18 protein-coding genes are annotated in these 20693 nt (G+C 57.9%); 6 read left to right on the forward strand and 12 right to left on the reverse strand.

Annotation, left to right across the window (positions count from 1 at the left end):
- Positions 1-246: 246 nt before the first annotated feature.
- The 3 genes from sdhA to sdhC are packed head-to-tail and all read right to left on the reverse strand — an operon-like array spanning position 247 to position 2893.
- Entirely contained in the window at positions 247-2076 is a 1830-nt protein-coding gene (gene sdhA, locus ACN0VD_RS01450) for a succinate dehydrogenase flavoprotein subunit (RefSeq protein WP_417590833.1), read from the reverse strand.
- The gene (gene sdhD, locus ACN0VD_RS01455; RefSeq protein WP_417590835.1) at positions 2076-2465 is read right to left on the reverse strand and encodes a succinate dehydrogenase, hydrophobic membrane anchor protein; all 390 of its coding nucleotides are present in this window, start codon (positions 2463-2465) and stop codon (positions 2076-2078) included. The genes sdhA and sdhD overlap by 1 nt, the downstream gene beginning before the upstream one ends.
- A gap of 17 nt (positions 2466-2482) precedes the next feature.
- Positions 2483-2893: a succinate dehydrogenase, cytochrome b556 subunit gene (sdhC, locus tag ACN0VD_RS01460; RefSeq protein WP_417590837.1), complete on the reverse strand. Its 411-nt coding sequence runs from the start codon at positions 2891-2893 to the stop codon at positions 2483-2485.
- 202 nt (positions 2894-3095) lie between these two features.
- On the opposite strand from sdhC, the gene ACN0VD_RS01465 reads away from it, so the two are divergent.
- From ACN0VD_RS01465 to ACN0VD_RS01480, 4 genes are read left to right on the forward strand one after another with little or no spacing between them, the layout of a single operon-like run.
- Entirely contained in the window at positions 3096-3809 is a 714-nt protein-coding gene (locus tag ACN0VD_RS01465; RefSeq protein ID WP_417590839.1) for an SDR family NAD(P)-dependent oxidoreductase, read from the forward strand.
- Positions 3806-4486 carry a spermidine synthase gene (locus ACN0VD_RS01470; protein ID WP_417590841.1) on the forward strand — a complete coding sequence of 227 codons (681 nt, stop codon included), beginning with the start codon at positions 3806-3808 and terminating at the stop codon, positions 4484-4486. The genes ACN0VD_RS01465 and ACN0VD_RS01470 overlap by 4 nt, the downstream gene beginning before the upstream one ends.
- A gap of 46 nt (positions 4487-4532) precedes the next feature.
- Positions 4533-6413 carry an ABC-F family ATP-binding cassette domain-containing protein gene (locus ACN0VD_RS01475; protein WP_417590843.1) on the forward strand — a complete coding sequence of 627 codons (1881 nt, stop codon included), beginning with the start codon at positions 4533-4535 and terminating at the stop codon, positions 6411-6413.
- 12 nt (positions 6414-6425) lie between these two features.
- Complete coding sequence (locus tag ACN0VD_RS01480) at positions 6426-7409, forward strand: 50S ribosomal protein L11 methyltransferase (protein WP_417590845.1); 984 nt, start codon at positions 6426-6428, stop codon at positions 7407-7409.
- A gap of 134 nt (positions 7410-7543) precedes the next feature.
- Here ACN0VD_RS01480 and phhA read toward each other — a convergent pair whose 3' ends face one another.
- Positions 7544-8452 carry a phenylalanine 4-monooxygenase gene (gene phhA, locus ACN0VD_RS01485; RefSeq protein ID WP_417590847.1) on the reverse strand — a complete coding sequence of 303 codons (909 nt, stop codon included), beginning with the start codon at positions 8450-8452 and terminating at the stop codon, positions 7544-7546.
- Positions 8453-8481: 29 nt separating this feature from the next.
- Here phhA and ACN0VD_RS01490 point away from each other — a divergent pair, with 29 nt between their 5' ends.
- Entirely contained in the window at positions 8482-9168 is a 687-nt protein-coding gene (locus ACN0VD_RS01490; RefSeq protein WP_417590849.1) for a TIGR02117 family protein, read from the forward strand.
- Positions 9169-9336: 168 nt separating this feature from the next.
- Here the strand turns inward: ACN0VD_RS01490 and ACN0VD_RS01495 are convergent, their stop codons facing one another.
- Positions 9337-10002: a Crp/Fnr family transcriptional regulator gene (locus ACN0VD_RS01495; RefSeq protein ID WP_417590851.1), complete on the reverse strand. Its 666-nt coding sequence runs from the start codon at positions 10000-10002 to the stop codon at positions 9337-9339.
- Between the two features lie 90 nt (positions 10003-10092).
- On the opposite strand from ACN0VD_RS01495, the gene ACN0VD_RS01500 reads away from it, so the two are divergent.
- Positions 10093-10947: a sterol desaturase family protein gene (locus ACN0VD_RS01500; protein ID WP_417590853.1), complete on the forward strand. Its 855-nt coding sequence runs from the start codon at positions 10093-10095 to the stop codon at positions 10945-10947.
- Positions 10948-11118: 171 nt separating this feature from the next.
- Here ACN0VD_RS01500 and ligA read toward each other — a convergent pair whose 3' ends face one another.
- The 7 genes from ligA to truB form a co-directional block, all read right to left on the reverse strand.
- The gene (gene ligA / locus ACN0VD_RS01505) at positions 11119-13422 is read right to left on the reverse strand and encodes an NAD-dependent DNA ligase LigA (RefSeq protein ID WP_417590855.1); all 2304 of its coding nucleotides are present in this window, start codon (positions 13420-13422) and stop codon (positions 11119-11121) included.
- The gene (locus tag ACN0VD_RS01510; protein WP_417590857.1) at positions 13415-14188 is read right to left on the reverse strand and encodes a hypothetical protein; all 774 of its coding nucleotides are present in this window, start codon (positions 14186-14188) and stop codon (positions 13415-13417) included. Before ACN0VD_RS01510 ends, ligA begins: the two co-directional genes overlap by 8 nt.
- Before the next feature lies 1 nt (position 14189).
- The gene (gene recN / locus ACN0VD_RS01515) at positions 14190-15854 is read right to left on the reverse strand and encodes a DNA repair protein RecN (RefSeq protein WP_417590859.1); all 1665 of its coding nucleotides are present in this window, start codon (positions 15852-15854) and stop codon (positions 14190-14192) included.
- Positions 15855-15911: 57 nt separating this feature from the next.
- Positions 15912-16694, reverse strand: coding sequence for an outer membrane protein assembly factor BamD (locus ACN0VD_RS01520; protein WP_417590861.1), 783 nt, complete (start codon positions 16692-16694; stop codon positions 15912-15914).
- Between the two features lie 190 nt (positions 16695-16884).
- The gene (gene pnp / locus ACN0VD_RS01525) at positions 16885-19149 is read right to left on the reverse strand and encodes a polyribonucleotide nucleotidyltransferase (RefSeq protein ID WP_417590863.1); all 2265 of its coding nucleotides are present in this window, start codon (positions 19147-19149) and stop codon (positions 16885-16887) included.
- 267 nt (positions 19150-19416) lie between these two features.
- Positions 19417-19686 carry a 30S ribosomal protein S15 gene (gene rpsO, locus ACN0VD_RS01530; RefSeq protein WP_159643229.1) on the reverse strand — a complete coding sequence of 90 codons (270 nt, stop codon included), beginning with the start codon at positions 19684-19686 and terminating at the stop codon, positions 19417-19419.
- A gap of 24 nt (positions 19687-19710) precedes the next feature.
- Positions 19711-20685: a tRNA pseudouridine(55) synthase TruB gene (truB, locus tag ACN0VD_RS01535; RefSeq protein WP_417591083.1), complete on the reverse strand. Its 975-nt coding sequence runs from the start codon at positions 20683-20685 to the stop codon at positions 19711-19713.
- Positions 20686-20693 lie beyond the last annotated feature (8 nt).

Genomic DNA, 20693 nt, shown 5'->3' on the forward strand with positions numbered 1-20693 from the left:
GGCATCCAAACCGATGGTGCAATGAGGAGACACTCGTCTCCCATTCAAGTCCGGTTTAGGCCCCAGCCTGCGCTGGGGTGACTGCAGAAGAATATCGCAGGATCACTCCGTCATGCCAGGGAAGGCTGGCATCCAAGCCAATGGTGCGATGGGGAGACACCCCTCCCCGCATTCAAGACCGGTTTGGGCCCCAGCCTGCACTGGGGCGACAGGTAACAACGGTAGTTGTTCACACTCCGATCGATATCAATAAACCCGCTTCTTCGGCTTCACATAGGTCGCTTCGTCGGTCAGCGTATAATCATGCACCGGACGGTAGCTGATCTCGCTCTTGCCGCCTTTGCCGCCCCAGCCTTCGAACGTGATGACCGTGTGTTTCATCCAGTTCGCGTCATCGCGATCCGGATAATCTTCCTGCATATGCGCGCCTCGGCTTTCCTTGCGGTTCGCCGCTGCCTTCATCGTGACCATCGCCTGGCTCATCAGATTGTCGAGTTCCAGCGTTTCAATCAGATCGGTATTCCAGATGAGCGAGCGATCGGTGACGCCGATATCCGCGAGTTTGGCATTGACCTTGTCCATCGCCGCGACACCTTCGGCAAGCAGATCATTGTCGCGGAATACGGCAGCGTGCGCTTGCATCGTTTTCTGCATCTCGAGGCGCAGATCGGCGGTCGGGATCGAGCCCTTGGCGTTGCGGAAATGGTCGAGCCGTTGCAGCGCCAGATCAGCGCTGTCTTTCGGAAGGGGCTTGTGCGCACCGTTCGGGGTGAGCTTTTCCTTGAGCCGCAGGCCGGTTGCGCGGCCGAAGACCACGAGATCGATCAGCGAGTTGGAGCCGAGACGGTTGGCGCCGTGCACCGACACGCAGGCCGCTTCGCCGACGGCGTAGAGCCCTTCGACAATCGCATCCGGATCATCGGCTGTCGGATTGATCACCTCGCCATGATAGTTACAGGGTATGCCGCCCATATTATAATGGACCGTCGGCACCACCGGCAAAGCTTCGCGGGTCAGGTCGACGCCGGCGAAAATCTTGCCGGTTTCGGTGATACCCGGCAGCCGTTCGGCCAACACTTCCGGCGCGATATGGTCGAGGTGGAGATAGATATGATCTTTCTCCGGCCCGACACCACGGCCTTCGCGGATTTCGGTGGCCATGCAGCGTGAAACAACGTCGCGGCTGGCCAGATCCTTGGCGCTTGGCGCATAGCGTTCCATGAAACGCTCGCCTTCGCTGTTGGTCAGATAACCACCCTCACCGCGCGCGCCTTCGGTAATCAGCACGCCCGCGCCGTAAATACCGGTCGGGTGGAACTGGACAAATTCCATGTCCTGCAGCGGCAGCCCGGCACGTAGCACCATGCCGCCACCGTCACCGGTGCAGGTATGGGCAGAGGTCGCGCTGAAATAGCAGCGGCCGGAACCGCCGGTCGCCAGCACAACAGCATGGCTGCGGAAGCGATGGATTGAACCGTCTTCCATGCAGATCGCGATCACGCCCCGGCACTCACCGTCTTCCATGATCAGGTCGATCGCGAAATATTCGATGAAGAAGTCCGCATCATATTTCAGGCTCTGTTGATAGAGTGCGTGCAGCATCGCGTGGCCGGTACGGTCGGCAGCGGCGCAGGTCCGCTGGACCGGAGGCCCCTCGCCCATATTCTGCATATGGCCGCCGAAGGGACGCTGGTAGATGGTACCGTCGTCATTGCGCGAAAAGGGCACACCGGCATGTTCCAGTTCGTAAACCGCTTCCGGTGCTTCGCGCACGAGATATTCGATCGCGTCCTGGTCGCCGAGCCAGTCGGATCCCTTGACCGTGTCATACATATGCCACTGCCAGTGATCGGGCGTGTTGTTGCCCAGCGATGCCGCAATGCCGCCCTGTGCCGCAACCGTATGCGAGCGGGTTGGAAAAACCTTGGTGATGCAAGCGGTTTTCAGTCCCGATTCTGCCGCGCCCATGGTCGCGCGCAGGCCGGAGCCTCCGGCGCCGACAACCACCGTGTCATAGGTGTGATCAATGATCTTGTAAGCGGGCTGGGAGGATGTCGTATTGTCAGTCTTGGGCATTATGCAGCCACTCCGGTAAAGGCGATTTTCGCGACCGAGAAGATTCCCAGCGCCGCACCGCCGATGGCGAAAAAGTTGAGCAGGATGATCAGGCCGAATTTAGCGCCGTGATCGGGGACATAATCCTCGATCAACACCTGCAATCCGAGCCGCAAATGCCAGAAGATGCTGACCAGCATCAAGATCATCGGAACCGCGACGAGAGGTGAGGACAGCCATTCTATCATCAGTTCATGTTCGTAATTCGGCAGCCGGACCAGCGAAAACACCAGCCACAGAACAAGCAGCAAATTGCTGACTGCGGTAACCCGCTGCACTATCCAGTGATGCGCGCCTTCCTGCGCCGATCCGAGACCGCGTACCCGGCCAATATTGGTTCCTGAACCCATGATCCAATCCTACCTTCTCATAAATTCTTGTAAGCGATGCAGAGCCACATCGTAGCGGTGGTGATGATCGCCGCCAAAGGCACCGCGATCGACCACATCTTGTTTGACTGCAGTTCATATCCTGCACCGGCATCCAGCACGAAATGACGCAGTCCCGAATACATATGCTCGAAAAAGGCAAGGCTCATTCCGACGAGAATGATATATCCGAGATAGAACCAGTTGAACCAGCTCAGAAAATATTCATAGCTCTCCGGCCCGGCGGAAATCGCGTAGAGCCACCACACGAGCAACGGCACCCCAACCAGAGCCATGCCGTCACCGGTAACCCGATGAAGAATGGAAACCAGCATATGCGGGCCCCATTTATATATCTGCAAATGCGGTGAAAGCGGTCTGCTCGATGCTGAACCTGATACGCCGGACATTATATTCCCCTGAACAATCTCTCCGGGTCATGCCGGAGTCTTTGAAATAGAACCATTCCCTTAGCGAAAAGCGCGTGTCATGCAAACCGGATGCATCCAATTTGATCAATTTATTAGTGTCAATTTTATGCGATGCTGATTCAAACCACGAAAATTGCATCATCCATGGACGCGCGCGCCTTGTCGTTCTAGTCCATCCGGCATGAGCAAAGCAAAAACACATATATTGGTAACCGGAGCCAGCCGCGGCATTGGCAAGGCTATCGTCGAATCGCTGGATCGGGACAATGTCACGGCCGTTGGCCAGAGCACGACGGGCGAAAATGGCCTGCTCGCGTCCGATTTCTCTCGGGATGGCGCCGCTGACCGGCTTTGGGAAGAGGCGCTGGACCGGCTGGATGGTCGCATCGACGTGCTGATCAACAATGCCGGCCTGTTCGATCCCAATCCTATCAACGCCGACGACTGGCTGGAAAGCTGGAACCGGACCATGACCATCAACCTGACCGCGTCCGCAGAGCTGTGCCGCCATGCTGTCCTCCATTTCCAGCAGCGCGACGAACCGGGCCGGATCATCAATATCGCCAGCCGCGCCGCCTATCGCGGCGACAGCCCCGACCACTGGCATTATGCCGCGTCCAAAGCCGGTATGGTGGCAATGACCAAGACCATCGCCAGAGCCTATGCGAAGAACGAGATACTGGCCTTTTCCATCTGCCCCGGCTTCACCATGACCGGCATGGCGGAGGAATATCTGGAAAGCCGCGGCGGCGACAAATTGCTCGCCGACATCCCGCTGGGCCGGGTCGCCCAGCCCGAAGAAATCGCCGAAATGGCAAGATGGTGCGCGCTCGATGCGCCGCCAAGCATGACCGGAGCGGTGCTTGACGCCAATGGCGCGAGCTTTGTGCGATGATTGCCCGCGAACTGCTCGACACAGCGCCTATCCCGGGCGGCGACGAACTCCGCCTGTTCCGGCGCGAGCTCAAGGGAGCGGACGAATTTTCGATCATGCTCGGACGGATCGAACTGATGAACAGCCGGCTCAGCGGATCGGAAGAGGCGCTGGCCACCCTTACCTGCAAACGCCTCGGGGTGAAGAACCCGAGAATATTGATCGGCGGCTACGGCATGGGATTCACCTTGCGTGCCGCTCTGTCGGTTTTGCCACCGCAGGCGCATGTCGAGGTGGTCGAACTGATCCCCGCCATCGTCAAATGGGCGCGCGGGCCGATGGCTGATCTGTCGCAAAAATGTCTCGACGACAGCCGCGTGACCATCACAACCGGTGACGTCTGCGATGTCATCAACAGGGCAGAGCGCGATTATGACGCCATATTGCTGGACGTGGACAATGGTCCGGACGGCCTGACCCATGAAGCCAATGACCGGCTCTACAGCATGGCTGGCCTGGCCAAGGCGAAGAAAGCGCTCCGCTCCAACGGCATTTTGGCAATCTGGTCGAGCGAAGGCGATACGCGCTTTACGTCGCGCCTGCACAAGTCCGGCTTCGCAGTCGATGTGAATACGGTGCCGGCGCGGAGCAACGGCAAAGGGGCAAAACACACGATCTGGCTGGCGCAAATAGGATAGATACTCGGTGCTAGCAAAAAGCCGCAAGCTCCGCTAACGGCTGCCCATGCTTAATTTCAGTAATATAACCGTGCGCCTCGGCGGCACTGTGATCCTTGATGGTGCGACCGCTGCACTGCCCCCCGGCGCGCGCGTCGGGATGATCGGTCGCAATGGCGCGGGCAAGTCGACCCTGATGAAGGTCATTGCTGGGTTTCTCGAGCCCGACGACGGTAGCGTCGACATGCCCAAGGACGCGCGGATGGGTTATATTGCCCAGGAAGCGCCCGCCGGACAGGCCAGTCCGCTCGATACCGTGCTGGCAGCCGACACAGAGCGCGCCGCATTGCTGGAAGAAGCAGAGACGGCCACCGATCCGCACCGGATTGGGGAAATCCATGAACGGTTGAACGTCATCGAGGCCCATAGCGCTCCGGCACGGGCAGCGAAGATATTGATCGGGCTGGGCTTTGACGAAGCGGCACAGAGCCAGCCAATGGACAGTTTTTCCGGTGGCTGGCGGATGCGCGTGGCGCTGGCGGCGCTGCTCTTCTCGCAACCCGAGCTGTTGCTCCTCGACGAGCCCTCGAACCATCTCGACCTCGAAGCGACCATGTGGCTGGAAAATTTCCTGACCAGCTACCAGGCGACGATATTGGTGATCAGCCACGAACGCGATCTGCTCAACAATGTGGTCGACCATATTCTGCATCTCCAGCACGGCAAGACTACTCTCTATCCCGGCGGCTATGACGCGTTCGAGAAACAACGGGCAGAGCGTCAGGCACAGCTAGCCTCCGCGCGCGAAAAGCAGATCGCCCAGCGCGAAAAGCTGGAATCCTTTGTCTCCCGCTGGGGTGCCAAGGCGCATAGCGCAAAGCAGGCCCAAAGCCGGGTCAAGGCGCTCGCCCGCATGGAACCGATTGCGGCCGCAATCGATGATCCCTCGCTGACCTTCCATTTCCCCAGCCCGGCGGAACTGAAACCGCCCTTGATTACGCTCGATGATGCTTCGGTCGGTTATGGCGACAATATCATCCTTTCCGGCCTCAACATGCGGCTCGATCCGGACGACCGGACCGCATTGCTCGGACGGAACGGCAACGGCAAGACCACGCTGGCGCGCCTGCTCGCCAGCCAGCTGGAACCGAAAAAGGGTACTATCAACAAATCGGGCAAGCTGACCGTCGGCTATTTCACCCAATATCAGGTCGAGGAACTGGACACGTCGGACACGCCGCTGGAGCATATGACGCGGCTGATGAAGGATGCCAAGCCGGGTGCCGTTCGGGCGCAGCTTGGCCGTTTCGGATTTTCCGGCGACAAGGCAACGATCAAGGTCGGCAAACTTTCCGGCGGCGAGCGCGCCCGTCTGGCGCTGGCGATGATCACCCGCGACGCGCCGCATCTGCTGATCCTCGATGAGCCGACAAACCACCTCGACGTCGACGCGCGCGAAGCGCTGGTCCATGCGCTCAACGAATATAGCGGCGCTGTCATTCTGGTCAGCCATGACCGCCATATGCTCGAACTGACCGCCGACCGTCTGGTGATGGTCGATAGCGGCAAGGCCGAGGAATTTGCCGGATCGCTCAAGGACTATACCGATTTCGTGCTCGGCAAAAACCAGCCGGGATCATCGGGCGGCAAATCCGGCAGCGGCAACCGCAAGGAAGAACGGCGCGCCGCCGCCGAACGGCGCAAACAGCAAGGGGAATTGCGCAAGACCATCGCCGCGGCGGAAAAGCAGATGAAAATTCTCGGCGAGAACATCTCCGCCATTGACCGCGCGATGTTCGATCCCGCATCCGCTGATCCCAAACATGCCGATCTGTCGATGACCGACCTGATGAAGCTGCGCGCCGAAACCCAGGACAAGCTGGATCAGGCCGAAGCAAATTGGATGGAGGCGAGCGACAAGCTCGAGCAGGAAAATGTCAATGTCTGATCGGGCGGCACGGTGAACAGAACCTGGAAGGTCTCGCTCCCCTGCACCCGGGCCGAAGCGGATATGGTCGCCGAGGATCAGCTGTTCATTGCGGGCAGCGATTCCACCCCGACGATTGTCGCCAGCGAAATCGATTCCAGTAGCCCCGATGCATGGGTGATTGACGTCTATTGCCAGATCGAACCGGATGCCGCGTTGATCGACAATCTTCTGCTATTGTCACCCTCAGCCCAGGCCGCCGCTTTTCAGCCGGTTGTCGAGATGCTCGACGACGAGGACTGGGTGACGCTGAGCCAACAGGGCCTGGAACCACTGCGCGCTGGTCGCTTCCATGTCCATACGTCAAGCGACCAGCCGTCCGCCGACCCTAAGCTGACCAACCTCTGCATCGACGCGGGACAGGCCTTTGGCACCGGCCATCATGAAACCACGATGGGCTGCCTGCAAAGTCTCGACCGGCTCAAGAAAACCGGCCAGCGCTTCCGCAATATCGCCGACGTCGGCACCGGCACCGGCCTGCTTGCCTTTGCCGCCCACCATCTCTGGCCGGACGCCAAAATCATCGCCAGCGATATCGACCCGATCGCGGTCGCGGTCACCGGGGAAAATGCCGGCCAGAATGCGATACCGCTGGGCAATCGCCGCAGCCAGATCCGGCTGGCCCAGAGCAACGGCCTCGACCATCCGGCGCTGAAACAACGCGCGCCCTATGATCTGATCATCGCCAATATCCTGGCCGGTCCGCTCGTGTCTCTCGCCCCGCAAATCGCCGCCGCATCAACCACCGGAACCGTGCTCCTGCTCGCCGGTTTGCTGAGCCGCCAGAAAGCCGAAGTCGTCCGCGCCTATGTCCGCGAGGGATTTCGCCTGAGACACACGCAACTCGACAATGAATGGCCGAGCCTGACTCTGGTCAAATCAAAAAAATATGGCTGGCGCCGCAAAGCGCACCAGAAGAAATCGCCACTAGCACCCGACTATTTCGGGGAGATTTAATGTATTCCCCTGCGAAGGGCGCAGGCAACGAAAGCTTCGGCGAAGCTTTTTAAAGCCGAGCGCTCCATCTCGGACCAGTCCGTTCAGACGCCATTTCGGGAGATAGATACCTGCCTACGCAGGTACATTCGCGATTAAACGACCACAGCTTCCCCAGCCTTCGACCGCGCATAGGCCTGCGTGCCCTCGGTCAGCACCAAATCACTCTCGATAATCTCGGCAATCTTGATATCGGGCAGACCGGCAATCCGGTCATAGACCGGCTTGAAGTCCGTCTCGACCGTCACCCGCAGCAGTTCGTCGAGACTCGGAATGACGAAATAATTCTGCTGATAATCGTCGATCCTATATTCGGTACGCAAGACCCGCTCGAGATCGAACAATATCCGGTTGGGGCTGGGATCGTCGAGCGCGAAGACGCTCTCGCCATAGCTCGACACAATGCCGGCGCCATAAATGCGCAGGCCCTCGGCTTCCTGGATCAGGCCGAATTCCACGGTATACCAGTATAGCCGCGCCAGCTGTTTCAGCGTGCCATATTCCAGCGCCCGCAGCCCGCCGCGTCCGTAAGCCGCCATATAGTCCGCGAACCTCTGGTCGGCGAGCATCGGCACATGGCCGAAAACATCGTGGAAAATATCCGGCTCCTGCAGATAGTCGAGCTGGTCACGCCGCCGGATGAAATTACCCGAGACAAAGCGCCGGTTGGCGAGATGGTCGAAAAACACGTCATCGGGCACCAGTCCGGGAACCGCGACAACCTGCCATCCCGTGGCATCCATCAATATCCGGTTGAGCTCTTCAAAATCGGGAATGCCGGGCCGCGACAGATTTAATATGTCAATCCCATCAAGAAACGCCTGCGCCGCCCTCCCCGGCAGCATCTTCTGCTGGCGGGCGAACAATATGTCCCAGGTCTCGTGGTCTTCCGCCGAATAGCTTTGCCAGTCCTGATCAATCGTCCAGTCGGCATTTGCGTGCGCTGGCGGCTTGTCATAGACATGGGTTTCGGTGTCGGTTTCGTTTTCAGAGGTGCTTAACATGAGCGCATCTTACAGCAAAAAAGGTTTCCATGGCAACTAGTTCGCTCAATTGGCTGAAACGCATTGCCATTGCGCTGGGCACCGTCATCGCCCTCTATCTGCTCGCGGCGCTGGGCGGCAGCCTGCTGCCCGCCAATCAGAACTGGCAAAGCCCCGATGACGGCATTGAACTGTTCATCGAAACCAACGGCCTGCACACCGGTATCATCATGCCGGTCTGGAGCGATGTCCACGACTGGACGCCCTTGATCCGTCCCGAACATCTGGCGGATCCGTCGCTTTACGGCAGCCATATATTGGTCGGATGGGGTCATGAAGGCGTCTATCGCAACACACGCTTGTGGACCGACCTCCGCCCAGGCGATGCGCTCAGCGCGATTTTGGGAAGCGACGATGTACTTATCCACGTCTATCACCTGAAATATCCACAGGCTTATCCCTATTATCGCCGCCGTCTGAAAGTCAGCGAAGCGGAATATCGTAAAATTGCAACGTTAATCGCGGCCCGGTTCCTGCTCGACGATCACTATCGCTCCCAACCATCACCGGGCTATGGCGAACAAGACCTCTTCTATCAGGCGCACGGCCATTATAGCGCCTTCTACACCTGCAACAACTGGACCAGCGACGTCCTGCAACAGGCCGGCATCCGCACCGGACGCTGGACCCCGTTCCAGGGCGGCGTGATGCGCTGGTTTTCGGAAACCGCGGAGTGAACGGTTGGTGGCGAGAAAGCCGGAAGGCAGATCTCGGCGGATGGAGGTCCTTCGACAGGCTCAGGACGAACGGGTAATTCCGAATATGCCGTTCGTGGTGAGCCTGTCGAACCACATCTCTCGTCCCGGCACGCGCCTTCGACAGGCTCCCAACCGACGATATATCCGCTAGCCAGCGAGCATCGCGCGCAAGGCCGCCCTGTCTCTTATCGTCACTGACCCATAGCCGGGCGCGACCAGCCCGGCACCCTGCAGCCTGGTCAGCGCCTTGCCCAGCGACACCCGCGACACCCCGACCAGATCAGCCAGATCCTGCTGGGTGACCATGATCTCCGCGCCATCGCCCTGATCGCCGCACAGCTGGAGCAACGCCACCGCCAGCCTTTGCGGCACCGTCAGGCTACGGCTCGACTCGATCAGATCAAACGCCTCCTGTACCGTCAGCGCCATGGTTTTGAGCAGCAAGCCGATCACCGCCCGATCGGAATCCATAAGACTTTGCAGCTCGCTTTTACCGATCCGGATCAGGCGGCAATCGGTCCCCGCAATCGCATCCACCGTTCGGGGGAATTCCCCCATGAAGGCCAGTTCACCAAAAGTATCGCCTGCACCAATCAGCGCAAAAAGGGTCAACCGACCATCAACGCCATAGCGCCCGACCTGCACCGATCCGCTTTCGATATACCAGAATTCCTCAGCCTGATCGCCGCGCTGCTGGATGATCTGGCCCTTGGCAAAAGCCCGCACCTGCCCGCGCGCCAGCAAATCGCGGCCTATCTCGCCAGGAAGCGCTTTGACAAAGCCCGTTCCGGCCATCGGAACCGACGCATTCATAAAATATTCCGCAAATGATAACCAGTTTGCATTTTAGCGCGACTACAACGACTAAGAAAAATCCGCAAGCAATCCTCTGGGAGAGATATCATGCGGCCTGAATTTTTAGCAATCACTGGAATATTCGTCGCCTTCGGTCTGTTGGAATTTTTTCGCACGCAGTTGTTCAACAAAGCCGAGCAAACCCGCGATGACGCGCTGGTCGAAATCATCGGCTCGTTCGTGCTGTTGGTCATCACCCAGCCAGCGATCATCCTCGCAGCCCAGTTCATCCTCGGCAATATCCTGCCGCAATATGAAGGCGCGCTGGCCGGCATCCCGCTGATCGCCGCCATCGCCCTGTTCCTCGTCTTCGACGACATGATGCAATATTTCTGGCACCGGCTGTCGCACAGCGTGCCCTTTCTCTATAATCTGCACCGCTCGCACCATAATGCGCGCTACATGAGCGTGCGGCTCGTCTACCGGAACAATATCTTCTATTATCTGACCATGCCGAGCATCTGGTTTTCCGGCGCGCTGATCTATCTCGGTCTCGGCTGGGTCTATGTCGGTTATATCATCGTCAAGATGGCGGTAATTGTCGGCGCGCACAGCGATGTCGCTTGGGACGCGCCGCTCTACAGGATCAAATGGCTGTCGCCCGTCATGTGGGTGGTAGAGCGCACCATCTCGACGCCGGCGACCCACCACGCCCATCACGGCCGCCACAAGAGCGACGGCGTGACCCATTATAAGGGCAATTTCGGCAATCTGCTTTTCTTCTGGGACGTCCTGTTCGGTACCGCCCACATCACCCGCCGCTATCCCGATAGCTATGGCGTGGAAAATCTCGCACCAGCCACTTTGGGTCAGCAACTCGCCTGGCCGATCTTTCCGGAGAATAAGGAAGGCGGCCACGGCGTCAAAGAGCTCGCTGCAATGGAAGCAAGCGCCAAGGCATAAAGCTTGGGAGAGAGGGATGGCGGTCGTTTGTGCGTAACATAAGCGGCCGCCCAACTTCCCATCGGATGAAACCCTTGGGCGTCGAAGCGATCCGTTCGTGCTGAGCCTGTCGAAGCACCTGTGTTTTACCAAGTCCTTCGACAAGCTCAGGAAGAACGGCAAACTGGTCCGCTAGCCCGCCGCGGCGACAATCTTTGCCCAGGCCGCCTCGTCAATCACCTCGATCCCCAGCTCCGCCGCCTTTTTTGCCTTCGATCCCGCGCCCGGCCCGGCCACCACCAGATCGGTCTTCGCGCTCACCGAACCGGAAGCCTTCGCGCCCAGCGCCTCGGCCTGCGCTTTCGCTTCGTCGCGGCTCATGGTTTCCAGCTTGCCGGTAAAGACCACCGTCTTGCCGGCCACCTCGCTGTCGCGGGTTTCGACAATATAGTCCGGCGGAGACACTTCGCTCAGCAGGTCTTCCCATACCGCGACATTATGCGATTCGTGGAAGAAATCCGCCAGCGCCTGCGCGACCGTCGGGCCAACGCCGTCGATCGAGGTGATTTCCGCCCATGCCGCATCACCGGCTTCGGTTCCGGTCGTATCGGGCGAAGCCTCTCCGTTCGTGTCGAGCGAAGTCGAGACAGCGGCATCCGCGCCCTCCCCGTCTCTCGACTGCGCTCGAGACGAACGGTATTTTTCCGATTCTTGCGCAAGCTCCGCAACCTCCCGCAACCGGGGCAAGGTCCGAAAATTCTTCAACAGATCCTTCGCCGTCACCGTGCCGATATGCCGTATCCCCAGCCCGAACAGCAGTCTTGCCGCATCCGGCTGGCGCTTCTTTTCCACAGCCGCCAACAGATTATCCACAGACTTTTCCTGCCAGCCCTCGCGCGCGAGGATTTCGTCCCGATGCTCGTGCAGGCGAAAAATATCGGCAGGGCTTTCGAGCCAGCCTGCTTCGATAAATTCCGCGATACTCTTTTCGCCCAGCCCGTCGATATCGAGCGCCACCCGCGAGACAAAATGCGCCAGACGCTGGAAGCGCTGCGCCGGGCAGATCAGGCCGCCGGTGCAACGGACATCGACCTCGCCTTCCTCGGCTACCGCTTCGCTGCCGCATTCGGGGCAATGGTCGGGGAAATGATAAGGCTCTCGCTGCTCGTCGCGGGTCAGATTGTCCACCACCTGTGGAATCACATCTCCTGCCCGCTGGATCACCACCCGGTCGCCGGGACGAACACCGAGCCGCGCAATTTCGTCACGATTGTGCAGCGTCACGTTGGACACGACCACACCGCCAACCGTCACCGGTTTCAACCGCCCAACCGGCGTCAGCTTGCCCGTGCGGCCGACCTGGATATCGATATTTTCCAGCGTCGTCTGCGCCTGTTCGGCCGGGAATTTATGCGCGATCGCCCAGCGCGGAGCCTTGGCGACAAAGCCGAGCCGTTGCTGCCAGTCGAGCCGGTCAACCTTGTAGACTACGCCATCGATATCATAAGGCAGGTCCGCCCGCTCCGCCTCGATATGGCGATAATGGGCGAGCATGTCGTCGAGCGTTTCGAACCGCTTGACCAGCGGCGACACCGGCACGCCCCAGCTTTCAATTGCCTTCATGACGTCAAATGCGGTCTCGCCCGGCACTTCGCTATGCACACCCCAGCCATGCGCCCAGAATTTCAGCGGTCGTTTGGCGGTTATATTCGCATCCTTCTGGCGCAGCGAGCCAGCGGCAGCGTTGCGCGGATTGGCGAACTGGCGGATTTTTTCCGGATCGAAATCGACACCCTTGGCCGCCGCATCGGCCCTGCCCTCGTCCATCAGCCGCTCGTTCAGCCCGGCAAAATCGGCCTTGGCCATGTAGACCTCGCCGCGGATTTCAAACAGGTCGGGGACGGCGTGGGAATTGCCGTTCGTGTCGAGCGAAGTCGAGACACCTGTTCCCGCCTCACCGTCTCTCGACTGCGCTCGAGACGAACGGAGGGATTGCGGAATATCCCCAATCATCCGCACATTGGCGGTCACATCCTCACCAACCTGCCCGTCCCCGCGCGTCGCGGCCAGCACCAGCTCGCCCTTCTCATAGCGCAAAGAGCAGGACAGTCCGTCAATCTTGTCCTCCGCCGTCACCGCCACCGGCGCGCCCTCGTCCAGATTCAAGAACCGCCGCACCCGCGCCAGCCATTCGGCGATATCCTCGTCGAAAAAACCGTTATCGAGGCTCATCATCCGCTGGGCATGGGTGACCTTCGACAAAGGCGAAGCCGCCACTGCTGCCCCGACCAATTTGTTCGGACTATTCTCCCGCACCAGATGCGGGAAGGCCTCTTCCAGCTCGTTATTCCGCCGCACCAGCGCGTCATAATCCGCATCGGATATTTCCGGCGTGTCTTCGGCGTGGTAGAGCTTGTTATGCTTGGCGATCGTGCGCGCGAGACGCATCAGTTCGTTGGCTGCATCGGCTTCGGCAATCTTCGAAGTTTTAACCATTAGCACTGAAAAACTCGTCGATTTGAGATCCCCAATAGAACTCTTCGCGGGCCAGAACGCCATCGGCCTCAATCATGTTTGACACTGTTTCCTTTAACAATCGAACCAACTTTGGATCAGCTGCAATGCGATGTAAAGATACCCAAAATGTCTCTGCATCAGGCGCAAGTTTATCAGCATAATGGACAATTGATTCACAATCAGGATCGTTATTGATCTCGAATCTCAGCCAATATTTTGTAATAACGTTTTCTAGCGCTTCTCGCTCTAAATGATGGTAATCGTTATCACATCGAGCAATAAACACGTTCGCATTCAATAATGCAGAAAAATCAGCTTTCTGACTGACGCTTAATCCCCAACCAGGTTTCGATTGATGAGTTTGATCGACAGAAAACTGCGAAAAAAATGCTGTCGAACTTTCAAACGCTTCACCAGACTCTGGGTCATAAACTTCTAGCACACGTTCTATCTTAAACTGGCGAACTGCTGATCTCATGTGGCAAAAGGCCCATAGATAAGGGACCTCGTTGTGCAAATCATATCGTTGACACGTAACCAAACGTTCCGAACGTTGGCCTTTGGAGTCCTTGTAAATCAGAATACAAGGAACTCCTGAGATTGGACCAAAATCGGCTGCCCAATTCAGTTTATCTTGAGGTTGTTCCAGTTCATCAGTCAACGTGTCTTCAGTCGACAGAACAAATCTATCAGCTAATTTTGGTCGAACGAACTTGTTTGAAATTGAAGTCCAAAAATCACCCATATCAACCCCCCTCCAGCAACCGATCCGCCTGCGCTCTCGCCTCATCGGTCACATCTGTCCCCGACAGCATCCGCGCAATCTCTTGCCGGCGGCCCTCATCGTCCAGCGCGCGGACATCCGTGCGCGATACGGTGCCGCTGCGCGACTTGTTGATCAGCATATGGGCGTCGCCCTTGGACGCGACCTGCGGGCTGTGGGTCACGACAAGCAATTGGGCACCCTTCGACAGGCGCGACAGACGATCGCCGATCGCCGAGGCTACTGCACCGCCGACACCGCGGTCGATTTCGTCAAAAATGATCGATTTTGCCCCGAATTCTTCCGCTAATGCCACTTTCAGGGCTAGAATGAACCGCGAAAGTTCACCGCCTGACGCAATTTTTCCGAGAGGGGCCAGCGGCGCGCCCGGATTGGTCGAGATCAGAAACTCAATCCGGTCCATTCCGCTTTTATTCCAATGTTCTTCGGACAACTCTTCAAGTAAAGTCTCAAATCTTGCCGCATCCAACTTGAGCGGTGCCAACTCATTGGCAACAGCCTTGTCCAGCGCCTTGGCCGCTTTGGCCCGCTTGGCCCGCAGGCTTTCCGCCTCCGCGAGGTAGGATTGCTTCGCCCGGAGCAAAGATGCTTCCAATTCTTCCAATGACTTTCCGCCATCGCTGATCGCAGCCAGCCTTTTCTGCAGATCATTGAGCAGGTCGGAGAGCTTGTCCGGCTCCACCCGATGCTTGCGCGCCAGCCCTCTCAGATCGAACAGACGGGTCTCCATATCGTCGAGCCGTTGCGGGTCAAAGCTTAGTGCATCTGCTGCTGCATTAAGCTTGTCCTCTGCCTCAGTCGCGTCAATGATTGCCCGGTCGAGCGATTCCAGCGCCTCTTTCAGCAAAGCATGATCCTCGGCAATCATGTCCAGCCGCCGCGCCGCCGACCGCAGCGAAGCCAGCCCGCCGTTGGAGCCGTCAAAGGCGGCACGAATCGCTTCCAGATCGCCGGTCAGCTTCTCCCCCTTCATCATCGTCGCCCGTTCGAGCGCAAGCTCCTGCTCCTCGCCTGGCTGGGGCGCAAATTTCGCCAGCTCCTCAACGCTATGTTCGAGATAATCGCGATCCTGCTCGGCAGCTTCCTGATCCTGCTTCGCTTGCTCAAGCGCGATTTTTGCCGATTGCCACACATCAAATGCGTCGCGCACCGCACTCTCTTCAACGTCGGCGAAAGCATCCAGCAGAGCCCGGTGCCCCTTGGGATTGATCAGGCCGCGATCGTCGTGCTGGCCGTGAATTTCAATCAGTTGCCCGCCCACCGAACGCAACAGCGTCGCCGAACAAGGCTGATCGTTGATGAAAGCGCGGCTGCCACCGTCAGCCTTCACCGATCGCTTGATGATCAGTGGCTCGCCGGGTTCGATTTCGATATCATTTTCGGCCAGCGTAGCAGCCAGCTTGCTGCCTTTGGCAGGTGATGCAAAACTCGCAGTAACCTGCGCCTTTTCGGTGCCCTGGCGAACCAGACCGCTATCCGCGCGATTGCCCAAAGCCAGCCCGAGACTGTCGAGCAGAATCGACTTGCCGGCACCGGTTTCACCGGTCAGCACCGTCAGGCCCGATCCGAACTCCAGATCAAGCGCCTCGATCAGCACAATATCGCGAATGGAAAGGGACTGTAGCACAAGCCCCTCTTAAAACACGTTTACCTTAGCTGCAACGCATTGCAGCGCCATGGCCTCTTAAGTGGCCCCGTGTTTGTTGACGAGATCATAGGCACGCTCATACCATTTGGTGCCGGGATAGTTGGCACCCAGCACAGCGGCGGTTTTCTTCGCTTCGGCCGGAACACCCAGCGCAAGATAGGATTCGGTCAGCCGCATCAACGCTTCCGGCGTATGGGTGGTGGTCTGATATTTCTCGATCACCGTGCGGAAGCGGATCGTAGCGGCGAGCCATTTGCCGCGGCGCTGATAGAAGCGACCGATTTCCATTTCCTTGCCAGCGAGATGGTCATTGACCAGATCCATTTTCAACTGGGCATCCGCCGCATAGCGCGAGTTGGGATAGCGGCGGGCAACTTCTCCAAGAGATGCCAGCGCCTGTTCGGTAATCTTCTGGTCCCGCGTCACATCGCTGATCTGCTCATAATAGCAGAGTGCGATCAGATAATAAGCATAAGGCGCGTCTTTGTTACCCGGATGGATCGACAGGAAACGACGGGATGATTCTATCGCCTTGTTATAATCGCCCGAGAGATAATAGCTGAACGCACTCATCTGCTGCGCGCGCCGGGCCCATGGGGAATAGGGATGCTGGCGTTCGACTTCATCGAACAGCGCCGCTGCTATCTTGTATTGACCGCGATCAAGCCTCTCTTTTGCAGCATTGTAAAGCGTGTCGACATCGCGAGCGACATATTTCGTGTCGGTACCGCTGCCACCGCCGCCACCTAGCAGAGCACAACCGGAAAGCATCGAAGCGGAAAGACCCAATACGGCCCATTTGATAATGTGTTTTGTCATATGGAAACCTCTTAACCGCTTGTTTTCATCCAGCCAAGAATAAAGCAAAAAAACCGCTGGAGGAGATAGACATTCCCTGTTCTCTTCAAGCTTTACCAGACATTAATCAGACGAAGCAGCCGGAAATATACCCGGCAAAGAAAAGGGCCCGGATCGCTCCGGGCCCCTTGCTGTTTCATTTTGCGAAAACCTAGTCTTCGGTGATCGAGGACGGCAATGGAATATCACCGCCGCCTTCGTTCTTCGGACCATCATTATTCCGGCCACGTCCGCCGCCGTCACGGCCACGTCCACGACCACCACCGCCATCACGACGAGGACCGCGTGGCTTGTTCTCGCGTGGAGGACGCGTGTCTTCCAGCTCTTCACCGGTTTCCTGGTCAACAACCCGCATCGACAGGCGAACCTTGCCGCGCTGGTCGATTTCGAGAACCTTGACCTTGACTTCCTGGCCTTCGCTCAGTTCGTCAGAGACTTTCTCGACGCGCTCATTCTTGATTTCGGAGACGTGGACGAGACCGTCCTTGCCGCCCATGAAATTCACGAATGCGCCAAAGTCGACCAGATTCACAACCTTGCCGTCATAGACTTTGCCGACTTCGGCTTCTTCAACAATGCCCTTGATCCATGCGATTGCCGCATCAATCTGGGATTTGTCGGAAGAAGAAACCTTGATCAGGCCTTCATCGTCAATATCGACCTTCGCGCCGGTTTCGGCAACGATTTCGCGAATGACCTTGCCGCCGGTACCGATAACGTCGCGGATCTTTTCCTTGTTGATCTGCAATGTTTCGATGCGTGGAGCATGTTCGGACATTTCGGTACGAACCGAAGACAGCGCCTTGCTCATTTCACCGAGGATATGCGCGCGACCGCCACTGGCCTGTTCCAGAGCAGACTTCATGATTTCCTGCGTGATGCCGGCTACCTTGATGTCCATCTGCAAGGACGTGATACCCTTTTCGGTACCCGCAACCTTGAAGTCCATGTCGCCGAGATGATCTTCGTCGCCGAGAATGTCGGAAAGAACCGCAAAATCTTCGCCTTCGAGGATCAGTCCCATCGCAATGCCGGAAACCGGACGCGCCAGAGGCACGCCGGCATCCATCATCGCCAGCGAACCACCACAGACGGTTGCCATCGAGGAGGAACCGTTGGACTCGGTAATGTCCGAGAGGACACGGATCGTGTACGGAAATTCTTCCACCGTCGGCAATACCGGACGAAGCGCGCGGAATGCGAGCTTGCCGTGGCCGGTTTCGCGGCGGCTGGTAAATCCGAAACGACCAACTTCACCAACCGAATAAGGCGGGAAGTTATAGTGCAGCATGAAGTTGGTGTAGCTCAGACCGTCGAGACCGTCGATCATCTGCTCCGCGTCTTTGGTGCCGAGGGTCGTGGTCACGATTGCCTGTGTTTCACCGCGGGTGAACAGAGCCGAACCGTGGGTCCGTGGCAGCAGGCCAACCATGGCTTCGATCGGACGAACCTGATCGAGCTTGCGGCCGTCAATCCGGGTACCGTCCTTGATGATGGCACCGCGAACGATTTCGGCTTCCAGCTTCTTGACCATCTTGCCGGCGGTCATCTGCGTCTGGCCGTCTGCGTCGGCGTATTTTTCCTTGGCTTTTTCGCGAACCGCGTTCAGGGCGTCGCTACGCTCTGACTTGTCGGTTTTCTTGTAAGCCGCAGCGATGTCTTTTCCGACCAGCTTGCGCAGTTCTTCCTTGATATCGCTGTTATCGTCACCCGCATCAAGCTGCCAAGGTTCTTTCGCAGCCTGTTCCGCCAGATCGATGATCAGGCCGGCGACCTGCTTGGACGCTTCATGAGCGAACTGGACAGCGCCGAGCATGACTTCCTCGGAAAGCTCCTGTGCTTCCGATTCAACCATCATCACAGCGCCTTGCGTTGCTGCAACCACCAGGTCGAGTTCGCCTTCGGCGACTTCTTCCATTGACGGGTTCAACTGATATTCGCCTTCCTTGTACCCGACGCGCGCCGCACCGATTGGACCCATGAAAGGCACACCGGAGATGGTCAGGGCAGCAGAGGCTGCAACCATGGCGAGAATATCCGGTTCGTTGACGCCATCATAGCTCATCACCTGACAGATAACGTTGATTTCGTTGTAGAAACCTTCGGGGAACAGCGGACGGCAAGGACGGTCAATCAAACGCGATGTCAGCGTTTCCTTTTCCGTCGCGCGGCCTTCGCGCTTGAAGAAACCGCCCGGGATACGACCGGCGGCTGAGAATTTTTCCTGATAGTGAACGGTCAGCGGGAAGAAATCCTGCCCTTCGCGCACGGATTTGGCGGCGGTAACTGCGCACAGCACAACCGTTTCGCCGAGGGTCGCGAGCACCGCGCCATCGGCCTGACGGGCAATACGGCCCGTTTCGAGGGTGAGGGTCTGTCCGCCCCACTCCATTTCAACTTTCTTTACATCAAACATTCGTATTTTCCTTTGTCCCGCCTGCCCTATGCAGTGCGGGGGCTTTCTTGTGTCCAGCAATCCGGCTGAACAGCGGTTCGGGGTCATTGTGCCCCTTTGCTTGGCCGATTCTCACCTTATTGCAAGAATCTGCCGATCTGCTCCTCCGCCAGGGCGGAAGTCCATCTCCCAAGTTTGCGTAAATTGGCACTTTCTGGAGACGGGCACCTAACTACACAGGTACACAAAGTGAAAACGGCCCCACTCAGGAGGCCGCCTTCGAAACTCTTATTTCCGGAGACCAAGGTCCTTGATCAGCTTGGCGTAGCGCTCGACATCCTTCTTGCGAAGATAGTCCAGCAGGCTGCGCCGTTTGTTCACCATCATCAGCAATCCGCGACGGGAGTGGTTATCCTTGTGGTGACCTTTGAAATGTTCGGTCAGGTTCACAATACGCTCGGTGAGCACGGCAACCTGTACTTCCGGGGAACCGGTGTCGCCCTCTGTCTGGGCGAATTTCTTGATCAGTTCCTGCTTTTTTTCTGCGGTAATCGTCATTTATATCATTCCTTCGAACATCTTTTACATATTGAACCCGCGAACCACCTTTACGGCGCCGTCAACAATCTCTGCCAGAGCAACCGGAGAACCTTGATTCTCTGTTGCAAGGAAAAGCCCGTTGAGTGCGGGGTTCCCGATCAAATCCTGCTCGTCCAGCGTTAAGCCTTGCCGAAGCATTCTTGCCTGATCAGGGTCGAGGTCAAAAGCCGGGATGTCGTCCAGCCCTGCCTCCAGTGGCAAGAGATAGTCTTTAATGTCCGCGCCCTTACCAATTTCGTTGAGTTTGTCCAGCGAAATCGCCTGTTTCAGGGTAAATGGTCCCGCCTTTGTCCGGCGCAACATGGTTACGTGACCGAAGGTGCCAAGCGCACGCGCGATATCGCGAGCTAGCGAACGGATGTAGGTTCCCTTGGAGACCGTGGCTGCGAGGGTTATTTCATCCAATGGCTCGTCATCCTGAACTTGTTTCAGGACCTCTCGAGATCCTGAAACAAGTTCAGGATGACGAACTGTAAGAGAATACACAGTCACCCCCCGCAATTTCATCTCTACATCAACCCCTGCCCGCGCCAGATCATAGGCCCGCTTGCCATCAATCTTCAGCGCCGAATATTTCGGCGGGATCTGTTCTATCGGCCCGGTGAATTGCGGCAGAACCGCTTCAATATCTGCCAGCGACGGCCGGTGGCCGGACGTCTCCGTCACCTCCCCTTCGACATCCAGTGTCTCGGTCTCGCTGCCGAACCCGATCGTAAATTCATAAATTTTGGTTGCATCGAGCATCCGTCCGCACAGCTTGGTCGCTTCACCAATCGCGATCGGCAGCACCCCGGTCGCCAGCGGGTCCAGCGTCCCGCCATGTCCGACCTTCAGCTTGTTCTTGCCCTTGCCGAGAAGCCCCGCTTCGCGCAGATTGCGCTTCACCGCACCGACGGCTTGCGTCGATCCCAGTTCCAGCGGCTTGTCCAATATGATCCAGCCATGGGGCTTTTCCATCGTCAATC

The sequence above is a fragment of the Parasphingorhabdus sp. genome (genome assembly GCF_048267785.1).
Lineage (GTDB): Bacteria > Pseudomonadota > Alphaproteobacteria > Sphingomonadales > Sphingomonadaceae > Parasphingorhabdus.